Origin of the sequence: Bacillus sp. R86525, from assembly GCF_042466195.1 — a bacterium.
Lineage (GTDB): Bacteria > Bacillota > Bacilli > Bacillales > Bacillaceae_G > Bacillus_A > Bacillus_A nitratireducens.
In genome coordinates, this window is sequence record NZ_JAXHPX010000007.1 from 1718560 (window position 1) to 1739147 (window position 20588).

Here is a 20588-nt window from a genome sequence, read left to right on the forward strand (position 1 = left end):
GAGTAGGCTGCTTTCTTCTGTTTATTTAACATTTTACAAGAAGTGTAAAAATAGAAGATATAAAGACCAGAAAAATAGAGAGAAAGACATATAAGTAGAGCTTTTTTTAGGAAGTTGTACTTAATTTTTAGAACACGAGGTGAAGAAATGGCAAAACAAAAGCAAAGAGGGACGAAGGCAAAAGCAAGGCGTACGATAAAGCCAACTTTGTATTATGAAATCGTCGGGTTGACTCTTTTTGCACTTTCGATTATTACGATTTTACAGCTAGGTGTAGTAGGGAAATCGTTTGTGTTATTTTTTCGCTTCTTCTTTGGTGAGTGGTACATAATTGGTGTGTTAGGTGTAATAGCTTTATCTGTTGCTTTTGTTATAAAGCGTGGATGGCCAAACCTTTTAAATAAACGGTTAATAGGTGTTTATTTAATTGTATTAGCAATATTAATGTTTAGTCATATTACATTATTTAATCTTCTTACGAAAGATGGAGCTGTGCAAAATACTTCTGTAATTGTTAGTACAAAAGATTACTTCTTCCTTGAAATGAAAAAGGGCCCAGATAGTGTTCATTTAGGTGGTGGTATGTTCGGTGCGCTTATGTTCGCAACGTGTTATTTCTTATTTGACGAAGTAGGAGCATATATCATTGGAATTATTTTAGTTATTCTCGGGATACTGTGTATAACAAATAAGCATATTGGAGAAGTGCTGGCTCCTGTAGGGCGAATTCTTAGAAGTCAATTCGAAGTAATGCAAGGGGATTATAAAGATTGGAGATCTAAAAGGGTCGCTGAGCAAACTGAAAAGAAAAAAACAACAAGAAGTACGAGGCGTGAACGAGTTACCGAACAAGAAGAGGCTATTGAGCCAGTAGAAGAGATAGAAATCGGTCCGCCGATTATTTCAAATTTTACTGAGAATTATCCAGTAAGTGAAGAGGCGGAAAAACAGATAAAAGAAAATGAAAATGATTTAATCACTCCTCCGCTGATTGAAGAGGCAGTTCCGGCTACACCAGAAGAGCAACCTCAGAAGAAACGAGGAGAAAAAATCGTTGAATCGCTAGAAGGTGAAACGAAAACACCTCCTATGCAATTTTCTAATGTGGAAAATAAAGATTATAAGCTTCCTTCGCTTGATATATTAAAGTTTCCAAAAAATAAGCAAGTTACAAATGAAAATGCAGAAATTTATGAAAATGCTCGTAAATTGGAACGTACATTCCAAAGTTTTGGTGTGAAAGCGAAAGTAACAAAAGTACATAGAGGTCCCGCAGTTACGAAGTATGAAGTGTATCCTGATATGGGAGTAAAAGTAAGCAAAATTGTTAGTTTAAGTGATGATTTAGCGCTTGCCTTAGCAGCGAAAGACATTCGTATTGAAGCACCTATTCCCGGGAAATCAGCTGTTGGGATTGAGGTTCCGAATTCAGAAGTTTCTATGGTAACGCTTAGAGAAGTTCTTGATTCAAAGGCGAATAACCACCCAGAAGAGAAGTTATTAATTGGTCTTGGACGTGATATTACAGGAGAGGCTGTATTGGCACGTTTAAATAAAATGCCCCATTTATTAGTAGCTGGTGCGACTGGTAGCGGAAAGAGTGTATGTATTAATGGGATTATTGTAAGTATTTTAATGCGTGCGAAACCGCATGAAGTAAAATTAATGATGATTGATCCAAAAATGGTAGAGTTAAATGTATATAACGGTGTACCGCATTTATTAACGCCAGTTGTAACTGATCCGAAAAAAGCGTCACAGGCTTTGAAGAAAGTTGTGAGTGAAATGGAGCGTCGTTATGAATTATTCGCGCATAGCGGTACGCGTAACATTGAAGGGTATAACGATCATATTAAAGAGCATAATAGCCAATCGGAAGCGAAACAACCTGAATTACCATATATTGTAGTGATCGTGGACGAGCTAGCTGATTTAATGATGGTTGCATCTTCTGATGTAGAAGATGCGATTATGCGTTTAGCTCAAATGGCACGTGCTGCTGGTATTCATTTAATTATTGCGACTCAGCGTCCGTCAGTTGATGTTATTACGGGTGTTATTAAAGCGAATATTCCATCGCGTATTGCATTTGCTGTTTCTTCCCAAACAGACTCTCGAACGATTCTTGACGGTGGTGGTGCAGAGAAGCTACTGGGGCGTGGAGATATGCTGTTCATACCAATTGGTGCATCGAAACCTGTTCGTGTACAAGGAGCATTTTTATCAGATGATGAAGTTGAGAGAGTCGTAGAATATGTTGTTGCGCAACAAAAAGCGCAATATCAAGAGGATATGATTCCGCAAGATATTCCTGAAACAAAGCAGGAAGTAGAAGATGAATTATACGATGAAGCGATTCAGCTTGTAGTAGAAATGCAAACAGCATCTGTGTCTATGTTACAACGTAGATTTAGAGTAGGATATACGCGAGCAGCTCGTTTAATTGATGCCATGGAAATGAATGGTGTAGTAGGTCCTTATGAAGGTAGTAAACCGAGGGAAGTACTCATTAAAGATGTACAAGAAAAAAGTTCTTGAAAAAAAGCCTAATTGTTTTTACAATTAGGCTTTTTTATATGCTATTTTTGTTATATACTATAGTCAATATAAAAGAAAGGGCTTACATTGAAGGGTGCTCTTTAGAATACGAATGCTTATTGTTTTGGTTTTCGAAACGTTCGATATTTAATGTAGAAAAATGTTGAATTCTGTTGACACATATGGGAGCAAGTGGTAAGATTACTTCGAAAAGAATCACTGCCTCATATAATCTTGGAGATAAGGTCCATAAGTTTCTACCTGGCAACCATGAATTGCTAGACTATGAGGGGAAAAGTGTGTAACAAAGGATGTAAGGAATCTTTGTGCCGAACTTTTTCTCGATATGAGGAATGTTTATGGTGCAAAGTTTTTTTTATGGAATAAAGTGTGAAAATTTCATCTTGAAAAATTATTAATATTTATTCGATAATTACGCTTATTTTTAGTATTTAGTAATTTATACTATGTTGTAAGTTGAAAAAAGAGAGAAGAAGTCTTACATCAGAGGTCGAATAATTGAAATGCGGGGGAGTCTTATGTCAGTAAAATCCGATAGTCGTCACCTATATTTGCGGGTGATTGATCACATCAAAGGAAAAATTAAAGATGGGGCTTACAAAGAAAAACAAAAGTTACCTTCAGAGTTTGATCTAGCGAAAGAGCTTGGTGTAAGTAGGGCAACTTTAAGGGAGGCACTACGTATTTTAGAAGAAGAAAATGTTGTTATTCGTAGACATGGTGTAGGGACATTTGTAAATGCGAAGCCGTTATTTTCTTCTGGAATAGAGCAACTTTCTAGTATTACAGATATGATTTCTAGTGTGGGGAAAACACCAGGAACAATCTTTTTATCATCATCTACAACAACTTTAACAGAAGAAGAAAAAGAGAAATTTAATTGTGAAGATGCTTTTAGCGCAGTAATGATTGAACGTGTTCGTACAGCGGATGGGGAACCAGTTGTATATTGCATTGATAAACTGGCAAAAGAGATATTACCAGATTTATCGGGATACAATGAGGAATCGCTGCTTACAGTAATACATAATAATACGCACAAGCGTATCACATACGCAGTTGCTCACATTGAACCGATTGGTTATCATCCGAAAATCTCACCGATTTTAGAATGTGAACCAGAAACGGCACTGCTAGTTTTAAAACAAATGCACTATGATCAAAATGATGAGCCAATCTTATATTCTATTAATTACTTTAGGGCTGATAAGTTTAGCTTCCACGTATTAAGAAAGCGTATGTAAGGAAGTTCCTATTTAGGGAGGTGACAGCAAGAAGTAAGGGACAGCAGCGTATGAATCATTAGATAAAACATTTCAGGAGGGGTTTCTAGTATGAAGAAAAAAACAGGTCTTTTATTATCGTTAACGTTAGCAGCAAGTACAGTGTTAGGTGCATGTGGTAACTCGGATAAAGCGGATAGTGACAAAAAAGGGGATAAAGAGTTTAAGGTTGGTATGGTTACAGATGTTGGGGGCGTTGATGACAAATCATTCAACCAATCAGCTTGGGAAGGTTTAACGAAATTTGGTAAAGACAATGATTTAAAGAAAAATGAAGGATATCGTTATCTTCAATCAAGTAAAGATGCAGACTATATTCCAAACTTAACAAAATTTGCGAAAGATCATTATAGCACAACATTTGGAATTGGATTTTTAATGCAAGACTCGATTGAAAAAGTTGCAAAACAATATCCGAAAGAGCAATTTGCTATTGTAGATACTGTTGTGAAAGAACCGAATGTAACAAGTATTACATTTAAAGACCATGAAGGTTCATTCCTAGTTGGTGCTGTAGCAGCAATGACAACAAAATCAAATAAAGTTGGTTTTGTTGGTGGTGTGAAGAGCCCATTAATTACAAAGTTTGAATCAGGTTTTAAAGCGGGAGCGAAAGCAGTAAATCCAAATATCGAAATTGTAGCGCAATATGCAGATGCATTTGACAAACCAGAAAAAGGATCTGTATTAGCTTCAGCAATGTACGGTGGTGGAGTTGACGTAATTTATCATGCTTCAGGTGCAACTGGTAACGGTGTATTCACAGAAGCGAAAAACCGTAAGAAAAAAGGTGAAAACGTTTGGGTAATCGGTGTTGACCGTGACCAAAATCAAGAAGGTATGCCTGAAAACGTAACTTTAACTTCTATGGTAAAACGTGTTGATATTGCAGTAGCAAAAGTAGCACAAGAAGCGAAAAATGGTAAATTAAAAGGCGGTAAAGTAGAAGAGTTCGGATTAAAAGATGACGGTGTTGGTATTGCGAAAACTACTGACAATGTGAAAAAAGTAAATCCAGAAATCTTAACAAAAGTAGGAGAGTTTGAGAAGAAAATCACTGACGGTGAAATTAAAGTACCTGCAACTGACGAAGAATATAAAACATATGAAGCTTCTCTAAAGAAATAATAATAGAGAAATAGCAAAGGTTAGTTCTTAGAACTAACCTTTGTATATATAAAAATACCTTTAATAGACTGCAATTGGGGAGTGTTCCCTGCTAGAAGGAGGAACAAAATGGAATACGTAATTGAGATGAACAATATTACAAAAGTATTCCCAGGCATTGTAGCGAATGATGATATTACGCTGCAAGTAAAACAGGGAGAGATACACGCTTTACTTGGAGAAAATGGTGCAGGGAAATCAACATTGATGAATGTACTGTTCGGTTTGTATCAACCAGAACAGGGAGAAATTAAGATTAAAGGAAAACCTGTAAAAATTACAAATCCGAATATAGCAAATGACCTTGGTATTGGGATGGTCCATCAGCATTTTATGCTTGTTCATAATTTTACAGTTACAGAGAATATTATTCTTGGAAATGAGCCGAAGAAAAAAGGAAGAATTGCTGTTGAAGAGGCTGCGAAAGAAATTAAACAATTGTCTGAACAGTACGGTTTAGCGGTTGATCCAAATGCAAAGATTGAAGATATTTCGGTTGGGATGCAGCAAAGGGTTGAAATATTAAAAACGCTTTATCGTGGCGCGGAGATTTTAATATTTGATGAACCAACTGCGGTGTTAACTCCTCAAGAAATTCACGAGTTGATTCAAATTATGAAAAAGCTTGTGCAAGAAGGAAAATCTATCGTTCTTATTACACATAAATTGAAAGAAATTATGGAAGTTTGCGATCGTTGCACAATTATTCGTAAAGGTAAAGGAATTGGTACAGTTGACGTTGCGGAAATGAATGAACATAAACTTGCAGAATTAATGGTCGGACGTCAAGTGAATTTTAAAACAGAAAAAATAGAGGCTAAACCGAAAGAAGAGGTTCTATCTGTTTCGAATATTGTCGTTCATGATGCACGCCAATTACCTGCTGTAAAAGGCCTTGACTTAACTGTTCGTGCAGGAGAAATCGTTGGTATTGCAGGGATTGATGGAAATGGACAAAGTGAATTAATAGAGGCAATTACTGGTTTACGAAAAGTTGAGTCAGGTTCTATTGCAATTAAAGGAAAAGAAATAACAAATTGGCCTGTTCGAAGAATTACTGAGGAAGGAATTGGTCATATTCCAGAAGATCGTCATAAACACGGTCTTGTGCTTGATTTTTCTGTTAGAGATAATATAGTTTTGCAAACGTACTATAAAAATCCATTCTCAAAGAAAGGGATTTTAAACTTTAGTCAAATCACACAAAAAGCAAAAGCGCTTATTGAACAGTTTGATGTGCGTACACCTGGTGAACACACATTAACTCGTGCACTATCTGGTGGGAACCAGCAGAAGGCAATTATCGCACGTGAAGTGGATCGTAATCCAGATGTATTGATTGCAGCACAGCCAACACGTGGTTTAGATGTAGGTGCGATTGAATTTATTCATAAAAAATTAATCGAGCAAAGAGATAAGGGGAAAGCAGTATTGCTTCTATCGCTAGAACTGGATGAAATTTTAAATGTAAGTGATCGAGTTGCTGTTATATATGAAGGGAAAATTGTAGCAATTGTTGATGCGAAAGAAACAAATGAACAACAGCTTGGTTTGTTGATGGCTGGCGGAACGGAGAAAGAGAAGGTGAATACAAATGGCTAAAAAATTTTTAACGGAGCGAACAATTAATATCTTAGTTCCTGTATTATCCGTTATTTTTGGTTTACTTGTTGGTGCCATTGTAATGTTATTTAGTGGATATGATCCAATTGTTGGGTATGCAGCGCTTTGGGAAGGAATGGTTGGAAATCCACAAGCAATTGGTGAAACATTACGTACGATGATTCCGCTTGTATTAGCAGGACTTTCTGTAGCATTTGCATTCCGTACAGGCCTTTTTAACATCGGAGTAGAAGGGCAGTTATTAGTCGGGTGGCTTGCTGCTGTTTGGTTTGGATATGCAGTATCATTACCGGCAATTTTACATATTCCGTTGTCAATTTTAGTAGCGGCAATAGCTGGTGGGCTATGGGGATTTATCCCGGGATATTTGAAAGGGAAATTTAAAGTAAATGAAGTAATCGTAACGATTATGATGAATTATATTGCACTTTACGTGACGTATGATTTAATTAAGCGCTTTTTACATGAGGCGAATGAGAAGTCATATGATATAAAATCTAGTGCTTCTTTATCTTCTGAATGGTTATCTTCTTTAACAGATGGTTCTCGTTTGCACTGGGGGATTGTCGTAGCGATATTAGTAGCAATTATTATGTGGTTCTTATTGGACAGAACGACATTGGGATACGAATTGAAATCTGTTGGATTTAATCAACATGCTTCTCAGTATGCGGGGATGAAAGTTTCTCGAAATGTTGTACTATCTATGACGATTGCGGGTGCATTTGCAGGGATTGGTGGTGCTATGGAAGGGCTTGGTACATTCCAAAACATGACAGCGATGTCTTCGTTTACTGGTATCGGATTTGATGGGATTGCGGTAGCTCTACTTGGGGGGAATAATCCGTTTGGTATATTATTAGCGGCTTTACTGTTCGGTGGCTTGAAAAGTGCAGCCCCACAAATGAATTTTGAAGCAGATGTACCTTCTGAGTTAATTAACGTTATTATTGCATGTATTATTTTCTTTGTAGCGTGCAGTTATGTTTTACGCTGGGCACTTACACGCATGAGCAAGGAGGGGAAATAAATGAGCTTTTTAGATATTTTAGCCATTCTTGTGACGGGTACGTTATATACGGCAGCGCCACTTATTTTTACGGCGTTAGGTGGAGTGTTTAGTGAACGTTCTGGGGTTGTAAATATAGCGTTAGAAGGTTTAATGTTATTTGGTGCATTTACTGGTATCGTTACAACGTTATTAATGGGTGATACGTGGGGAGCGATGACTCCTTGGATAGCGCTATTATTTGCAGCGATTGGTAGTGGGTTATTTGCACTTCTTCATGCGGTAGCATCCATTACATTCCGTGCGGATCAAGTAGTGAGCGGGGTAGCGATTAATTTCTTAGCTCTTGGTTTAACAGTATTTGCGATTAAGAAAATCTTTGGCAAAGGACAAACTGATTTCATTCAATACCGTATTGAAAAAATCGATGTTCCGGGTCTTTCGGATATTCCGGTAATCGGAAAAATCTTTTTCTCAAATGTACCGTTAACATCGTATATTGCTATTATTTTAGCGTTTGTCGTTTGGTATGTCATTTATAAAACGCCGTTCGGTCTTCGTCTTCGTGCGGTTGGTGAACATCCAATGGCAGCAGATACGATGGGTATTAATGTATATAAAATGCGTTATATTGCAGTTGCTATATCTGGAATGTTTGCAGGGGTTGGTGGAGCGGTCTTCGCTATGTCGATTTCTGGTAACTTCTCAGGTGCTACAATTACTGGACAAGGTTTCTTAGCGCTAGCAGCTATGATTTTCGGTAAATGGAATCCACTCGGTGCTCTTGGAGCGGCTCTGTTCTTCGGATTTGCTCAATCACTTGGGATAACAGGTGGTACAATTCCTGTATTAAAAGAAATTCCAAGTGTATTCTTAACGATATTACCGTATGTATTTACAATATTAGCACTTGTTGGTTTTGTAGGCCGATCTGAAGCTCCGAAAGCATTAGGAACGCCTTATGAAAAAGGAAAACGATGAGTATTTAGAAAGTATAAGAAAAGCTCGCACATTAGTGCGGGCTTTTTTACATAGAATATATTTAATACGGAAATTTACTATGTTCCTTACATATTAAAGTTTTTAGAAAGACTCAAATGTAAGCATAATAAGGAAGAAAAGTTGATTTTTTATTTCTAAAAACTGTATATTGAAGAGGAATATTCCTACATACGTAAAGGAGGGCTATTAATGAAACTAATGGAACAGCAACTACATGAATTAGGTGGTTTGCGAGTACATATTATTCCGACTGATAAATATAAAACAAATACCTTTGTATTTCGTTTTAAAGCACCTTTAAATGAGGAGACGGTGACAGAGCGTGCCCTATTGCCATACGTATTGCAAAGTGCGACAGAAAAACTGCCTTCTGTAATTCGCCTTCGTCAATATTTAGAAGAATTATATGGATCTTCTTTAGCGGTAGATGTAAGTAAAAAAGGGGAAGACCATATTATCTCTATTTATGTAGACATCGCAAATGAAACATATTTACGCGATGCACCACCGTTATTTGAAAAAGCGCTTTCTATGTTATCTGATATTGTTTTACATCCAGCAACAGAAGGCGAAGGTTTTCTACCTGCTATTGTAGAAAGTGAGAAACGAGCACTCTTGCAACGAATTGAAGCTACTTATGATGATAAAATGCGTTATGCAAACGAGCGTTTAATTGAAGAAATGTGCAAAGTAGAACCATATCGTTTAAGTGTAAATGGGAAAAAAGAAAGTGTTGCTTCTATTACAAATGAAAGTTTGTATCAATATTATCAAAAAGTGTTAGCTGAAGATGAAATGGATTTATATATCATTGGTGACATTTCAGAAGATGCTGTGGAGCTTGTAAATAAGTATTTTTCGATTTCGCCTCGTGTTGTGAAAGAAAGAAATGTACTTCTTCATAAACGAAATAATGAAGAGAAAGAAATTGTTGAAAAACAAGAACTAAAGCAAAGTAAATTAAATATCGGCTATCGCACATTCATTACGTATAAAGATGAAGATTATTTTGCCCTACAATTGTTTAACGGATTATTTGGAGGATTTTCTCATTCAAAGTTATTCGTAAACGTCCGTGAAAAAAATAGTTTAGCGTACTATGCAGCATCAAGATTTGAAAGTCATAAAGGTTTGCTCTTCGTTATGTCTGGAATTGAAGCGAAGAACTTTGAAAAAGCGGTTGAAATTATTAAAGAACAGATGAAAGCAATGCAAAACGGTGATTTTTCAGAGGAAGAGATGCAACAAACGAAAAGTGTAATTCAAAATCAAATCTTAGAGGCTGTTGATACGCCACGTGGTTTTGTTGAAATGCTTTATCATGGCGTTATTTCAGAACGTACGCGTCCAGTTGAAGAGTGGCTAACAGGTATAGAAGGCGTGACGAAAGAAGAAATTGTGAAAGTTGCTAATAATATTGAATTAGATACAATTTACTTTTTACATGGAACGGAGGGAGAGTAAATGGAGAAAATTGTGTATGAGCAATTAAAAGAGACACTATATTATGAAAAACTGCCGAATGGATTAGACGTATACATTTTACCGAAGCAAGGATTCAATAAAACATTTGCGACATTTACGACGAAGTACGGTTCTGTTGATAATACGTTTGTCCCACTTGGAAAAGAAGAAATGACTCGTGTGCCAGATGGGATTGCTCATTTTCTTGAGCATAAATTGTTCGAAAAGGAGGACCATGACGCATTTCAATTGTTTAGTAAACAAGGTGCTTCAGCAAATGCTTTTACGTCCTTTACGAGAACTGCCTATCTCTTTTCTTGTACATCAAATGTAGAGCAAAATTTAAATACGTTGTTAAATTTTGTTCAAGAACCGTATTTCTCGGAAAAAACGGTTGAAAAAGAAAAAGGTATTATCGGCCAAGAAATTCAAATGTACCAAGATAATCCAGATTGGCGTTTATATTTTGGATTAATCGATAGCTTGTTTGTGAAACATCCAATTAAAATTGATATTGCAGGGACGATTGAGTCTATTAGTAAAATTACAAAAGACCTATTGTATGAATGTTATGAGACTTTTTACCATCCAAGCAATATGTTATTGTTTGTTGTTGGAGCGATTGATCCTGAAAAAACAATGGATTTAGTTCGTGAAAATCAAGCGAAAAAAGATTACGAAAATCAACCGGAAATCGTTCGTTCTTTTGAAGAGGAACCAGAAGAAGTAAATGAAAAGAAAAAGATTATTTTAATGCCTGTTCAAACTCCAAAATGTTTAGTCGGTATTAAAGCAACGAATTTACAAGAAAAAGGGCAAGCTCTTTTAAAACAAGAAATTGCGCTTACATTACTTTTAGATTATTTATTTGGAAAAGGGTCAGTTCATTATGAATCTTTATATAATGAAGGTCTTATTGATGATTCGTTCTCGTATGACTATACAGAAGAAAATAACTTCGGTTTTGCAATGGTTGGTGGAGATACGAAGCAACCTGATGAATTGGCAGATCGATTAAAAGGTATTTTACTGCAAACGAATTATGATCAGTTAGATGAGGCTGCGTTGGGACGGGTGAAGAAAAAGAAAATAGGTGGATTTTTACGATCATTGAATTCACCTGAATATATTGCAAATCAGTTTACACGATATGCGTTTAATGAATCTAGTTTATTTGATGCTCTTACAGTGTTAGAAGGATTAACTGTTCAAGACCTACAACAAGCAGCAAAAACATTATTAATTGAAGAGAAAATGAGCGTCTGCCAAGTGCTACCAAAAAAGTAAATTGATATTTGAATAAAAAACGCAGTATCTATATCCCTCATCTAAACGTTTGGTTATTGTCAAATGGTAAGATGAGGGTATTATTTATTTATACATAAAAGATAAGAGAGGGAACTTATGAAAAAATATGCATTAGTAACTGGAGGGAGCGGAGGGATTGGCTCTGCTATTTCGAAGCAGTTAATCGAGGATGGTTATACAGTCTATATTCATTACAATAAAAGCGAAGAGAAGGTAAAGGAGTTACAAAAGGAATTTGATGTAGTGATTCCTGTGCAAGCAAATTTAGCTTCTATCGATGGAGCGGAGAAATTGTGGGGACAAATCGAACATCCTATTGATGTTATTGTATACGCAGCTGGAAAGAGTATCTTTGGATTAGTAACAGATGTTACGAATAAAGAATTAGATTATATGGTGGAGCTTCAAGTGAAGAGTGTATATAGACTTCTATCGATGGCGCTTCCACCGATGATCGGGCGGAGAAGTGGTAATGTTGTCATTATTTCATCCATTTGGGGGCAAATAGGAGCGTCTTGTGAGGTGCTGTACTCAATGGTGAAAGGTGCACAAAATTCATATGTGAAAGCTTTAGCGAAAGAAGTTTCTTTAAGTGGATTGCGCGTTAATGCGGTAGCGCCAGGTGCAATCGAAACAGAAATGTTAAATGTATTTTCAGAAGATGATAAAAATGAAATTGCTGAAGATATTCCATTAGGTAGAATAGGACTACCGGAAGAGGTAGCAAAAACAGTCTCCTTCCTTGTTTCACCAGGAGCTTCTTATATTACGGGGCAGGTTATTGGAGTCAATGGCGGTTGGCATTGTTAAAAATACTTACATAAAAAACAAGAAATTGCACAAATTAAGCATGATTCTATTACTCAATAGTGAGGTGCTTAAAACATGTCAGTGTTAGATAATTTTGATCAGTGGAAGAGCTTTTTGGGAGAACGTTTAGAACAAGCGGGGGGAAAAGGGCTTGATGGTGGTGCCGTATCAGATATGGCATTTCGTGTTGGAGATTATTTAGCTAATGAAGTAGAAGCGCGCAACGATCAAGAAAAATTATTGTCTGAGCTTTGGAAAGTTGCTGATGAACAAGAGCAACATACAATCGCAAATTTAATGGTGAAGTTCGTACAACATAAGTAAAAGTAGAGAGGAGAAACTCCTCTCTACTTTTTTTGTATAATAATTAAGAGGGATAGATTATACATTTAGCTTCCCTATTAAGGTGAAATCATATAATATAGTACTTAGGTGTAAAGTAAGCGTGGGGGAGTGATCTTGGGTGATTGAATGGTATTTTGAATATGAAATACATAAAAACCGACCTGGCTTACTTGGTGACGTTTCTTCGTTAATCGGTATGCTTGGCATCAATATTGTCACAATTAATGGTGTAGATAATGCACGACGTGGACTTCTGCTTATGTGTGATAATCAAGAGCAAATCTCTAGACTTGAATCAATTCTAAATACGATGGATAATATAACGGTAACGAAATATCGTCCGCCAAAGCTTAGAGATAAGCTAGCAGTTAGACATGGTAGGTACATACAACGAGATGCAGATGATAAGAAGACATTTCGATTTGTACGTGATGAATTAGGATTACTTGTAGACTTTATGGCGGAGATAATGAAAAAAGAAGGTCATAAGCTAATTGGGATACGGGGAATGCCTCGTGTCGGAAAAACAGAATCCATTGTTGCCGCAAGTGTTTGTGCAAATAAGAGATGGCTATTCGTATCATCGACTCTTATTAAGCAAACTGTTCGTAGCCAATTGATTGAAGATGAGTATAGCGACGATAATATTTTCATACTAGATGGAATTGTATCAACAAAGCGTGCAAATGAAAGACATTGGCAGCTTGTTCGTGAAATCATGAGGTTGCCTGCAACGAAAGTTGTGGAACATCCAGATGTATTTGTGACTCAGTCGGAATACACATTGGATGATTTTGATTATATTATCGAATTGCGTAACGATTATGATGAAGAAATTCAATATAATTTAGTAGATGAAATTGAGCAAGGTACGCAAAATAATTTCTCTATGTTTGACTTTTAAAGAAATATTGAGGTGTTAGTAGTGACGGAATTAGGACAAAAGCTGACAGAAGCAAGAGAAGCGAAAGGCTTGTCTATTGATCAGCTGCATGAAATTACAAAAATTCAAAAACGCCATTTAGTAGCGATTGAAGAAGGCAATTATGATGTATTGCCAGGAGCTTTTTATGCGCGTGCATTCATTAAACAATACGCAGATGCGGTTGGATTAAATGGAGAGGAACTGCTTGTAGAATATCAGAGTACGATACCACAATCTGAAAAACACGATGTTCCACAAGTATCAACTGGACAGAAAACACAAGAAACAATGCAAAAATCTTCATCATGGCCAATTGCAGATCATATGCCAAAAATTTTGATTGCGTTATTAGTGATTGCATTTGGAGTGGTAGTCTGGTTTGTTATTCAAGCGTTAACTGGAAAAGATGATAGGCAAGTTCCAAATGCTCAAAGTGAAAAAATTGAAGTTCAAAAAGCAAAAAATTCTCCGCTAGATACGAAGAAAGATGAAGAGAAAGCGGAAGAACCAAAAAAAGAAGAACCAAAAAAAGAAGAGCCAAAGAAAGAGGAACAACCAGCACAACCGACTGGACAGCAAGAGATAAAAGTAGTTGGAACAACTGGTAAGGTATCTACTTTGGAAATTCATAATAATAAAACATTAGAACTGGAAATATCGGGTAAAGGTGCGAGTTATGTAGATGTTAAAGATGATGCGGGTAACGAAATTCTAAACACTACAGTACAAGGTGGTCAAACAGAAAAACGTGATTTATCAACAGTAAAAGAAGTGCGACTTAATATCGGAAGTGCACCGAATGTTGAAATTAAACTGAATGGCCAAGTGGTTGCTTTCCCATTGGATCCAGAAAAAGAATATCACCAAAGATTGGTGATAAAAAACCAAGGGATAGGGCAACCTGCACAATAACAGTCATCGCTTCGATGACTTTTTTCAATGAACAAATGTTTTTGATATGATGGAGGAATAGCTGTGAATTTACCAAATAAAATTACAATATCTAGAATCTTCTTAATTCCAATTTTTATGGTAATTATGTTAGCGCCCTTTGAGTGGGGCTCATTTATAATTGGTGATGTAGAGTTACCAATTCAACATTTAGTAGGGGCACTTATCTTTATTATTGCTTCGGCTACAGATTGGATTGATGGACATTATGCAAGAAAATATAATCTTGTAACGAATTTAGGGAAATTCCTTGACCCGTTAGCAGATAAATTACTTGTTTCGGCAGCACTTATCACATTGGTAGAAATGCAATATGTACCTGCTTGGATCGTTATTGTAATTATAAGCCGTGAGTTTGCAGTAACAGGTTTACGCCTTGTACTTGCTGGGACAGGGGAAGTAGTGGCAGCAAATCAGTTAGGGAAAATTAAGACATGGACACAAATTATTGCGATTGCAGCGTATTTATTACACGATGTACCTTTAAATTTAATCCATATCCCAGTTGCTGATATTTTCATATGGATTGCATTAATCTTCACTGTTATTTCAGGATGGGATTATTTCTGGAAAAATAGGGATGCTTTTGTAAACTCAAAATAGAAGTTTTATGGGGGAATTGGGATGAATGCTGAGATTATTGCGGTTGGAACTGAATTGTTACTTGGACAAATTGCAAATACAAATGCCCAGTTTTTATCTGAAAAGTTAGCTTCAATTGGAATAAATGTGTACTATCATACTGTTGTGGGTGATAATAACAAGCGATTACAAAGGGCAATTGAATTGGCTGAAGAGCGCGCTGATATGCTTATTTTTACAGGCGGATTAGGGCCGACAAAAGACGATTTGACGAAAGAAACAATAGCGTCTAGCTTAGGTGAAGAGCTTGTGTATGATGAAACAGCATTAACATCCATAAGCGATTATTTTAAGCGTACAGGCCGTGAATTTACGGAAAATAATAAAAAGCAGGCGCTCGTTCTAAGTGGTTCGACTGTATTTGCGAATGATCACGGTATGGCACCTGGCATGGGGTTAAATAAAAACGGAAAAGTTTATATTTTATTACCAGGGCCACCAAAAGAAATGAAGCCGATGTATGTAAGTTATGTAGAGCCTTTTTTACGTAACTTTACAACAGGGGAAAATATTTATTCTCGCGTTCTTCGCTTTTTCGGTATTGGGGAATCTCAATTAGAGGTAAAAGTTCAAGATTTAATTGATGGACAAACGAACCCGACCATTGCACCACTCGCAAATGATGGAGAAGTGACATTACGTTTAACTGCAAAACATCATGATGCGAATGAGGCGGAGAAACTAATTCAACATGTGGAAAATTTGATTTTAGAAAGAGTAGGAGAATTTTTCTACGGATATGACCAAGATTTTCTTCATTACAAGGCAATAGAGTTATTGAAGCAAAAAGGGTTAACTTTAGCATGTGCAGAAAGTTTAACAGGCGGTCTCTTTGGAAATCAAGTAACAGAAAATGCGGGTGTTTCGTCTATGTTTAAAGGCGGTGTCATTTGTTATCAAAATGAAGTAAAGCAACAAATTTTACATGTACCTGAAGAAGTATTACGTACTGACGGCGCGGTTAGTAAACAATGTGCTCGTTATCTTGCCGAAAATGTAAAGAAACTGTTAAAAGCAGATATCGGAATTAGTTTTACTGGGGTGGCAGGACCTGATGCTTCAGAGTATAAAGAACCAGGAACAGTATTTGTTGGATTGGCGATTAAGGATGAACCGACTGAAGTCTTCTCTCTTAATTTAAGTGGAAGTCGTCAACAAATTAGAGAACGCTCTACAAAATATGGATTTTATCATTTATACAAAAAACTAGAAGAGATATAAATTTCTTCTAGTTTTTTTGTGTGGGAAAGTCTAGTTTTATTCGATATAAAATAAAAAATCGAATAAATGTTCGATTTTTGTTGGCAAATTGAATTGAAAATAGGTATAATAAGATTAGCAGTTCAGTTAAGGAGGAATTTTGAATGAGTGATCGTCAAGCGGCATTAGATATGGCGTTAAAACAAATAGAGAAGCAATTCGGTAAAGGTTCAATTATGAAATTAGGAGAACAAGCGGAGCGTAGAATTTCTACAATTTCAAGTGGTTCTTTAGCACTAGATGTGGCACTAGGGGTAGGCGGATACCCACGTGGCCGTATTATTGAAATTTACGGACCTGAAAGTTCAGGTAAAACAACAGTTTCATTACATGCAATCGCGGAAGTACAGCGACAAGGTGGACAAGCAGCATTTATCGATGCGGAGCATGCGATGGATCCTGTTTATGCACAAAAATTAGGTGTTAACATCGATGAATTACTATTATCACAGCCTGATACAGGGGAGCAAGGACTAGAAATCGCAGAAGCACTTGTACGAAGTGGCGCGGTTGATATTATCGTAATTGACTCTGTAGCAGCTCTTGTACCGAAAGCTGAGATCGAAGGGGACATGGGTGACTCTCACGTTGGTTTACAAGCACGTTTAATGTCACAAGCACTTCGTAAACTTTCAGGTGCAATCAACAAATCAAAAACAATCGCAATCTTTATCAACCAAATTCGTGAAAAAGTTGGGGTTATGTTTGGAAACCCAGAAACAACTCCAGGTGGTCGCGCGTTGAAATTCTATTCAACTGTCCGTCTTGAAGTGCGTCGTGCTGAGCAGTTAAAACAAGGTAACGACATCGTTGGTAATAAAACGAAAGTAAAAGTAGTTAAAAATAAAGTAGCACCACCATTCCGTGTTGCTGAGGTTGATATTATGTACGGAGAAGGTATTTCAAGAGAAGGTGAAATCTTAGATATGGCTTCTGAACTTGATATCGTGCAAAAGAGTGGTGCTTGGTACTCTTATAATGAAGAACGCTTGGGACAAGGTCGTGAAAATTCGAAACAATTCTTAAAAGAGAATACGGATTTAAGAGAGGAAATTGCCTTCTTTGTTCGTGAACATCATGGAATTGGTGAAGGCTCTGGTGTTGAAGACACGGAAGATTCAACTCTTCAAGATTAAAAAATAAAAGACACGGAAGCGTGTCTTTTATTTTTTAATTCACTATGAAAGCGTTGTATATAGCTGGAGATAAAATATTTATTCTATCCAAAAGGCTATGTGTAAATAGGAATATTCATATATTTTACGTGAAGGCAATGGAATTTACTAAGGTTTTCCAGGATAATATGCTACCTACTTTTCGAATTCAGATCAGATTCAGGGCTGAAGGTAAAGAAAGTAAAAGTAGACAACGCTTGACAATGAAAATTGCGATAGATACAATGAGAATGTATATTTTTTCTTATATACGATACACTCTTCTCAAGAAGAGAAGTAATATTCGGAGTAAGACTTAAATCTTGCCGAAATAATAATATGACATTTTAATTGTGAAATGAAGAAAGTCCCTTAAAAAAGCGGGACGACGGTCTTTGCTGTACGTTGCTATTCAATGTACATGCCGACAGTCTTTTTTCATTCATAGCAAGGGGAGGTGAAATCATGAGTAGTACAGTTTGGATACTCATCTCCATTTTGCTTGCAACAACAGTCGGTGCAGTTGTTGGCTTTTTTGTTCGAAAGTCTATTGCTGAAGCGAAGATTAATGGTGCAACTAATGAAGCGAAACGTATTCTAGACGAAGCGAATCGTGAGGCAGAAGCACTTAAGAAAGAAGCGCTTTTAGAAGCAAAGGATGAAATTCATACACTTCGTACAGAAGCTGAATTAGAAATTCGTGACCGTAGAAGCGAATTACAAAAACAAGAAAATCGTTTAATGCAAAGAGAAGAGAACCTTGATCGTAAAGACGAAACGCTCGATAAGCGCGAGCAACAGTTGGAAAAGAAAGAGGATTCTCTTGTAGCGAAACAACAACAGATTGAAGAGTTGGAAAGCAAAGTGGGAGAGTTAGTTCAAAAGCAACAAACAGAATTAGAGCGCATTTCCAATCTGACACGCGAACAAGCGAAAGCAATTATTCTTGGTAAAGTAGAAAGTGAAATTTCTCATGAAATTGCCGTTATGGTAAAAGAAAGTGAAGTTCGTGCGAAAGAAGAAGCGGATAAGAAAGCAAAAGAGATTTTATCTCTTGCAATGCAAAGATGTGCAGCTGATCATGTTGCTGAAACAACCGTTTCGGTTGTAAATCTTCCAAACGACGAAATGAAGGGACGTATTATCGGACGTGAAGGTCGTAATATTCGTACGCTAGAAACGTTAACAGGTATTGACCTTATTATCGATGATACACCAGAAGCGGTAATTCTATCTGGATTCGACCCGATTCGTCGTGAAACAGCTCGTATCGCTCTTGATAAACTAGTACAGGACGGACGTATTCACCCAGCGCGTATTGAAGAGATGGTCGAAAAATCAAGACGTGAAGTGGACGAGTATATTCGTGAAGTCGGAGAGCAAACAACGTTTGAAGTGGGTGTTCATGGCTTACATCCAGATTTAATTAAGATTTTAGGTCGTTTAAAATACCGTACAAGTTATGGACAAAACGTCTTAAAACACTCTATGGAAGTTGCATATTTAACTGGACTTATGGCAGCGGAGCTTGGTGAGGATGAAAAACTAGCAAGACGTGCTGGTCTATTACATGATATCGGAAAAGCAATTGATCATGAAGTAGAAGGTAGCCACGTTGAAATTGGTGTTGAACTCGCAACGAAATATAAAGAGCATCCTGTTGTAATAAACAGTATCGCATCTCACCATGGTGACACAGAACCAACTTCTATCATTGCAGTTCTAGTTGCAGCAGCAGATGCATTATCAGCTGCAAGACCGGGAGCTCGTAGTGAAACACTTGAGAACTACATTCGTCGTCTTGAAAAGTTAGAAGAAATTTCAGAGTCTTATGAAGGCGTAGAAAAATCTTTCGCAATTCAAGCAGGACGTGAAGTTCGTATTCTGGTAAAACCAGATACAATTGATGATTTAGAAGCTCATCGTTTAGCTCGTGATATTCGAAAACGTATTGAAAATGAACTGGATTATCCAGGACATATTAAAGTTACTGTTATTCGTGAAACACGTGCAGTGGAATACGCAAAATAAAGTGGTGAAACACCACTTTATTTTTTTGTGTTGGAATTGGGTAAAATAAAATTATTTATGAGAAGTATGCAAGTGAAAGAAACTTATAATAGGTAAATTTTTAATATTATAAGGAAATTGCTTGTTAGAGTAAGAAAATAAAAAATGCAGTACATAGAAAGGGTAAGACATATGAGAATATTATTTGTTGGGGATGTAGTAGGATCTCCTGGTAGAGACATGATTCAACAGTACGTACCGGCATTAAAGAAAAAATATACACCTACAGTAACAATCATTAATGGAGAAAATGCTGCGGGTGGACGTGGAATTACGGAAAAAATATATCGAAACTTTTTGGAGTGCGGGGCACAGGCAGTTACGCTTGGAAACCATGCTTGGGATAATCGTGAAGTATTTGAATTTATTGATGATGCTAAATATCTTGCAAGACCAGCTAACTTCCCAGAAGGAACGCCAGGAAAAGGTCTTATCTTTGTGAACTGTAACGGAACAGAAGTTGCGGTTATTAACTTACAAGGACGTACTTTCCTTCCTCCAATTGATTGTCCATTCCGTAAAGTGGATGAATTAATCAATATTGCAAAAAAACGTACGAATATTATCTTTGTTGATTTTCATGCTGAAACAACAAGTGAGAAGCAGGCGTTAGGTTGGTACGTAGATGGTCGTGCTACAGCTGTAGTAGGTACACATACACACGTTCCTACAGCTGATAATCGTATTTTACCAAGCGGAACAGCTTATATTACAGATGTTGGTATGACAGGACCGTATGATGGTATTTTAGGTATGGATCGCGAAGCGGTATTGAAGAAGTTTTTAACGAACTTACCAGTACGTTTTGAAGTAACAAATGGCAGAACGCAATTAAGTGCAGTTTTAATCGATGTGGATCCAAATACAGGGAAAGCGAAGAAAATTGAACGCATTTTAATTAATGATGATCAGCCGTTTTTTGAGTAATTTTTAACGGAAAGTTAAAGAAGTCATTATATTTTAATTTTTTAGAAAAATTACAGAAATTTAGCAGGAATACGTGCCATTCCTCGTGA

At 36.7% G+C, this 20588-nt stretch carries 17 protein-coding genes and 1 riboswitch; all 17 genes read left to right on the top strand.

Annotated elements, in window-relative coordinates:
* Window positions 1–147 precede the first annotated feature (147 nt).
* Window positions 148–2538 (top strand): DNA translocase FtsK, encoded by a 2391-nt coding sequence (locus SJY24_RS11540; RefSeq protein ID WP_377864695.1) that lies wholly within the window; start codon window positions 148–150, stop codon window positions 2536–2538.
* Between the two features lie 204 nt (window positions 2539–2742).
* Window positions 2743–2844, top strand: a riboswitch (purine riboswitch).
* 233 nt (window positions 2845–3077) lie between these two features.
* Window positions 3078–3803 carry a GntR family transcriptional regulator gene (locus SJY24_RS11545; protein ID WP_002088063.1) on the top strand — a complete coding sequence of 242 codons (726 nt, stop codon included), beginning with the start codon at window positions 3078–3080 and terminating at the stop codon, window positions 3801–3803.
* A gap of 90 nt (window positions 3804–3893) precedes the next feature.
* Window positions 3894–4970, top strand: a complete 1077-nt coding sequence (locus tag SJY24_RS11550; protein WP_377864696.1) for a BMP family lipoprotein — start codon at window positions 3894–3896, stop codon at window positions 4968–4970.
* Between the two features lie 108 nt (window positions 4971–5078).
* Window positions 5079–6611 (top strand): ABC transporter ATP-binding protein, encoded by a 1533-nt coding sequence (locus SJY24_RS11555; protein WP_377864697.1) that lies wholly within the window; start codon window positions 5079–5081, stop codon window positions 6609–6611.
* A complete protein-coding gene (locus tag SJY24_RS11560; RefSeq protein ID WP_001074492.1) occupies window positions 6604–7662 on the top strand; it encodes an ABC transporter permease in 1059 nt (352 codons plus the stop codon). Before SJY24_RS11555 ends, SJY24_RS11560 begins: the two co-directional genes overlap by 8 nt.
* Window positions 7663–8622: an ABC transporter permease gene (locus SJY24_RS11565; RefSeq protein ID WP_000008847.1), complete on the top strand. Its 960-nt coding sequence runs from the start codon at window positions 7663–7665 to the stop codon at window positions 8620–8622. It begins immediately after the preceding gene.
* 210 nt (window positions 8623–8832) lie between these two features.
* Window positions 8833–10107, top strand: a complete 1275-nt coding sequence (yfmF, locus tag SJY24_RS11570) for an EF-P 5-aminopentanol modification-associated protein YfmF (protein WP_377864698.1) — start codon at window positions 8833–8835, stop codon at window positions 10105–10107.
* Window positions 10108–11394: an EF-P 5-aminopentanol modification-associated protein YfmH gene (gene yfmH, locus SJY24_RS11575; protein WP_377864699.1), complete on the top strand. Its 1287-nt coding sequence runs from the start codon at window positions 10108–10110 to the stop codon at window positions 11392–11394. It begins immediately after the preceding gene.
* Window positions 11395–11511: 117 nt separating this feature from the next.
* A complete protein-coding gene (gene ymfI / locus SJY24_RS11580) occupies window positions 11512–12225 on the top strand; it encodes an elongation factor P 5-aminopentanone reductase (RefSeq protein WP_377864701.1) in 714 nt (237 codons plus the stop codon).
* Window positions 12226–12300: 75 nt separating this feature from the next.
* Complete coding sequence (locus SJY24_RS11585) at window positions 12301–12549, top strand: DUF3243 domain-containing protein (protein WP_000114449.1); 249 nt, start codon at window positions 12301–12303, stop codon at window positions 12547–12549.
* 139 nt (window positions 12550–12688) lie between these two features.
* Window positions 12689–13474, top strand: coding sequence for a DUF3388 domain-containing protein (locus SJY24_RS11590; RefSeq protein ID WP_071746759.1), 786 nt, complete (start codon window positions 12689–12691; stop codon window positions 13472–13474).
* Window positions 13475–13495: 21 nt separating this feature from the next.
* Window positions 13496–14407, top strand: coding sequence for a helix-turn-helix domain-containing protein (locus SJY24_RS11595; protein ID WP_377864702.1), 912 nt, complete (start codon window positions 13496–13498; stop codon window positions 14405–14407).
* Between the two features lie 63 nt (window positions 14408–14470).
* Entirely contained in the window at window positions 14471–15049 is a 579-nt protein-coding gene (gene pgsA, locus SJY24_RS11600) for a CDP-diacylglycerol--glycerol-3-phosphate 3-phosphatidyltransferase (protein WP_377864703.1), read from the top strand.
* 21 nt (window positions 15050–15070) lie between these two features.
* On the top strand, window positions 15071–16309 hold the full coding sequence (locus tag SJY24_RS11605) for a competence/damage-inducible protein A (protein WP_377864705.1): 1239 nt from the start codon (window positions 15071–15073) through the stop codon (window positions 16307–16309).
* A 143-nt stretch (window positions 16310–16452) separates the two neighbouring features.
* Window positions 16453–17484 (top strand): recombinase RecA, encoded by a 1032-nt coding sequence (recA, locus tag SJY24_RS11610; protein ID WP_377864706.1) that lies wholly within the window; start codon window positions 16453–16455, stop codon window positions 17482–17484.
* Window positions 17485–17967: 483 nt separating this feature from the next.
* Window positions 17968–19533 carry a ribonuclease Y gene (rny, locus tag SJY24_RS11615; RefSeq protein WP_377864707.1) on the top strand — a complete coding sequence of 522 codons (1566 nt, stop codon included), beginning with the start codon at window positions 17968–17970 and terminating at the stop codon, window positions 19531–19533.
* A gap of 171 nt (window positions 19534–19704) precedes the next feature.
* Entirely contained in the window at window positions 19705–20499 is a 795-nt protein-coding gene (locus SJY24_RS11620; protein WP_001221088.1) for a TIGR00282 family metallophosphoesterase, read from the top strand.
* Window positions 20500–20588: the final 89 nt, after the last annotated feature.

What these genes read in the sequence shown, in the direction of transcription:
- SJY24_RS11540 (WP_377864695.1), top strand. Translation starts at nt 148, where the DNA reads ATGGCAAAACAAAAGCAAAGAGGGACGAAGGCAAAAGCAAGGCGTACG.
- SJY24_RS11545 (WP_002088063.1), top strand. Translation starts at nt 3,078, where the DNA reads ATGTCAGTAAAATCCGATAGTCGTCACCTATATTTGCGGGTGATTGAT.
- SJY24_RS11550 (WP_377864696.1), top strand. Translation starts at nt 3,894, where the DNA reads ATGAAGAAAAAAACAGGTCTTTTATTATCGTTAACGTTAGCAGCAAGT.
- SJY24_RS11555 (WP_377864697.1), top strand. Translation starts at nt 5,079, where the DNA reads ATGGAATACGTAATTGAGATGAACAATATTACAAAAGTATTCCCAGGC.
- SJY24_RS11560 (WP_001074492.1), top strand. Translation starts at nt 6,604, where the DNA reads ATGGCTAAAAAATTTTTAACGGAGCGAACAATTAATATCTTAGTTCCT.
- SJY24_RS11565 (WP_000008847.1), top strand. Translation starts at nt 7,663, where the DNA reads ATGAGCTTTTTAGATATTTTAGCCATTCTTGTGACGGGTACGTTATAT.
- yfmF (WP_377864698.1), top strand. Translation starts at nt 8,833, where the DNA reads ATGAAACTAATGGAACAGCAACTACATGAATTAGGTGGTTTGCGAGTA.
- yfmH (WP_377864699.1), top strand. Translation starts at nt 10,108, where the DNA reads ATGGAGAAAATTGTGTATGAGCAATTAAAAGAGACACTATATTATGAA.
- ymfI (WP_377864701.1), top strand. Translation starts at nt 11,512, where the DNA reads ATGAAAAAATATGCATTAGTAACTGGAGGGAGCGGAGGGATTGGCTCT.
- SJY24_RS11585 (WP_000114449.1), top strand. Translation starts at nt 12,301, where the DNA reads ATGTCAGTGTTAGATAATTTTGATCAGTGGAAGAGCTTTTTGGGAGAA.
- SJY24_RS11605 (WP_377864705.1), top strand. Translation starts at nt 15,071, where the DNA reads ATGAATGCTGAGATTATTGCGGTTGGAACTGAATTGTTACTTGGACAA.
- recA (WP_377864706.1), top strand. Translation starts at nt 16,453, where the DNA reads ATGAGTGATCGTCAAGCGGCATTAGATATGGCGTTAAAACAAATAGAG.
- rny (WP_377864707.1), top strand. Translation starts at nt 17,968, where the DNA reads ATGAGTAGTACAGTTTGGATACTCATCTCCATTTTGCTTGCAACAACA.
- SJY24_RS11620 (WP_001221088.1), top strand. Translation starts at nt 19,705, where the DNA reads ATGAGAATATTATTTGTTGGGGATGTAGTAGGATCTCCTGGTAGAGAC.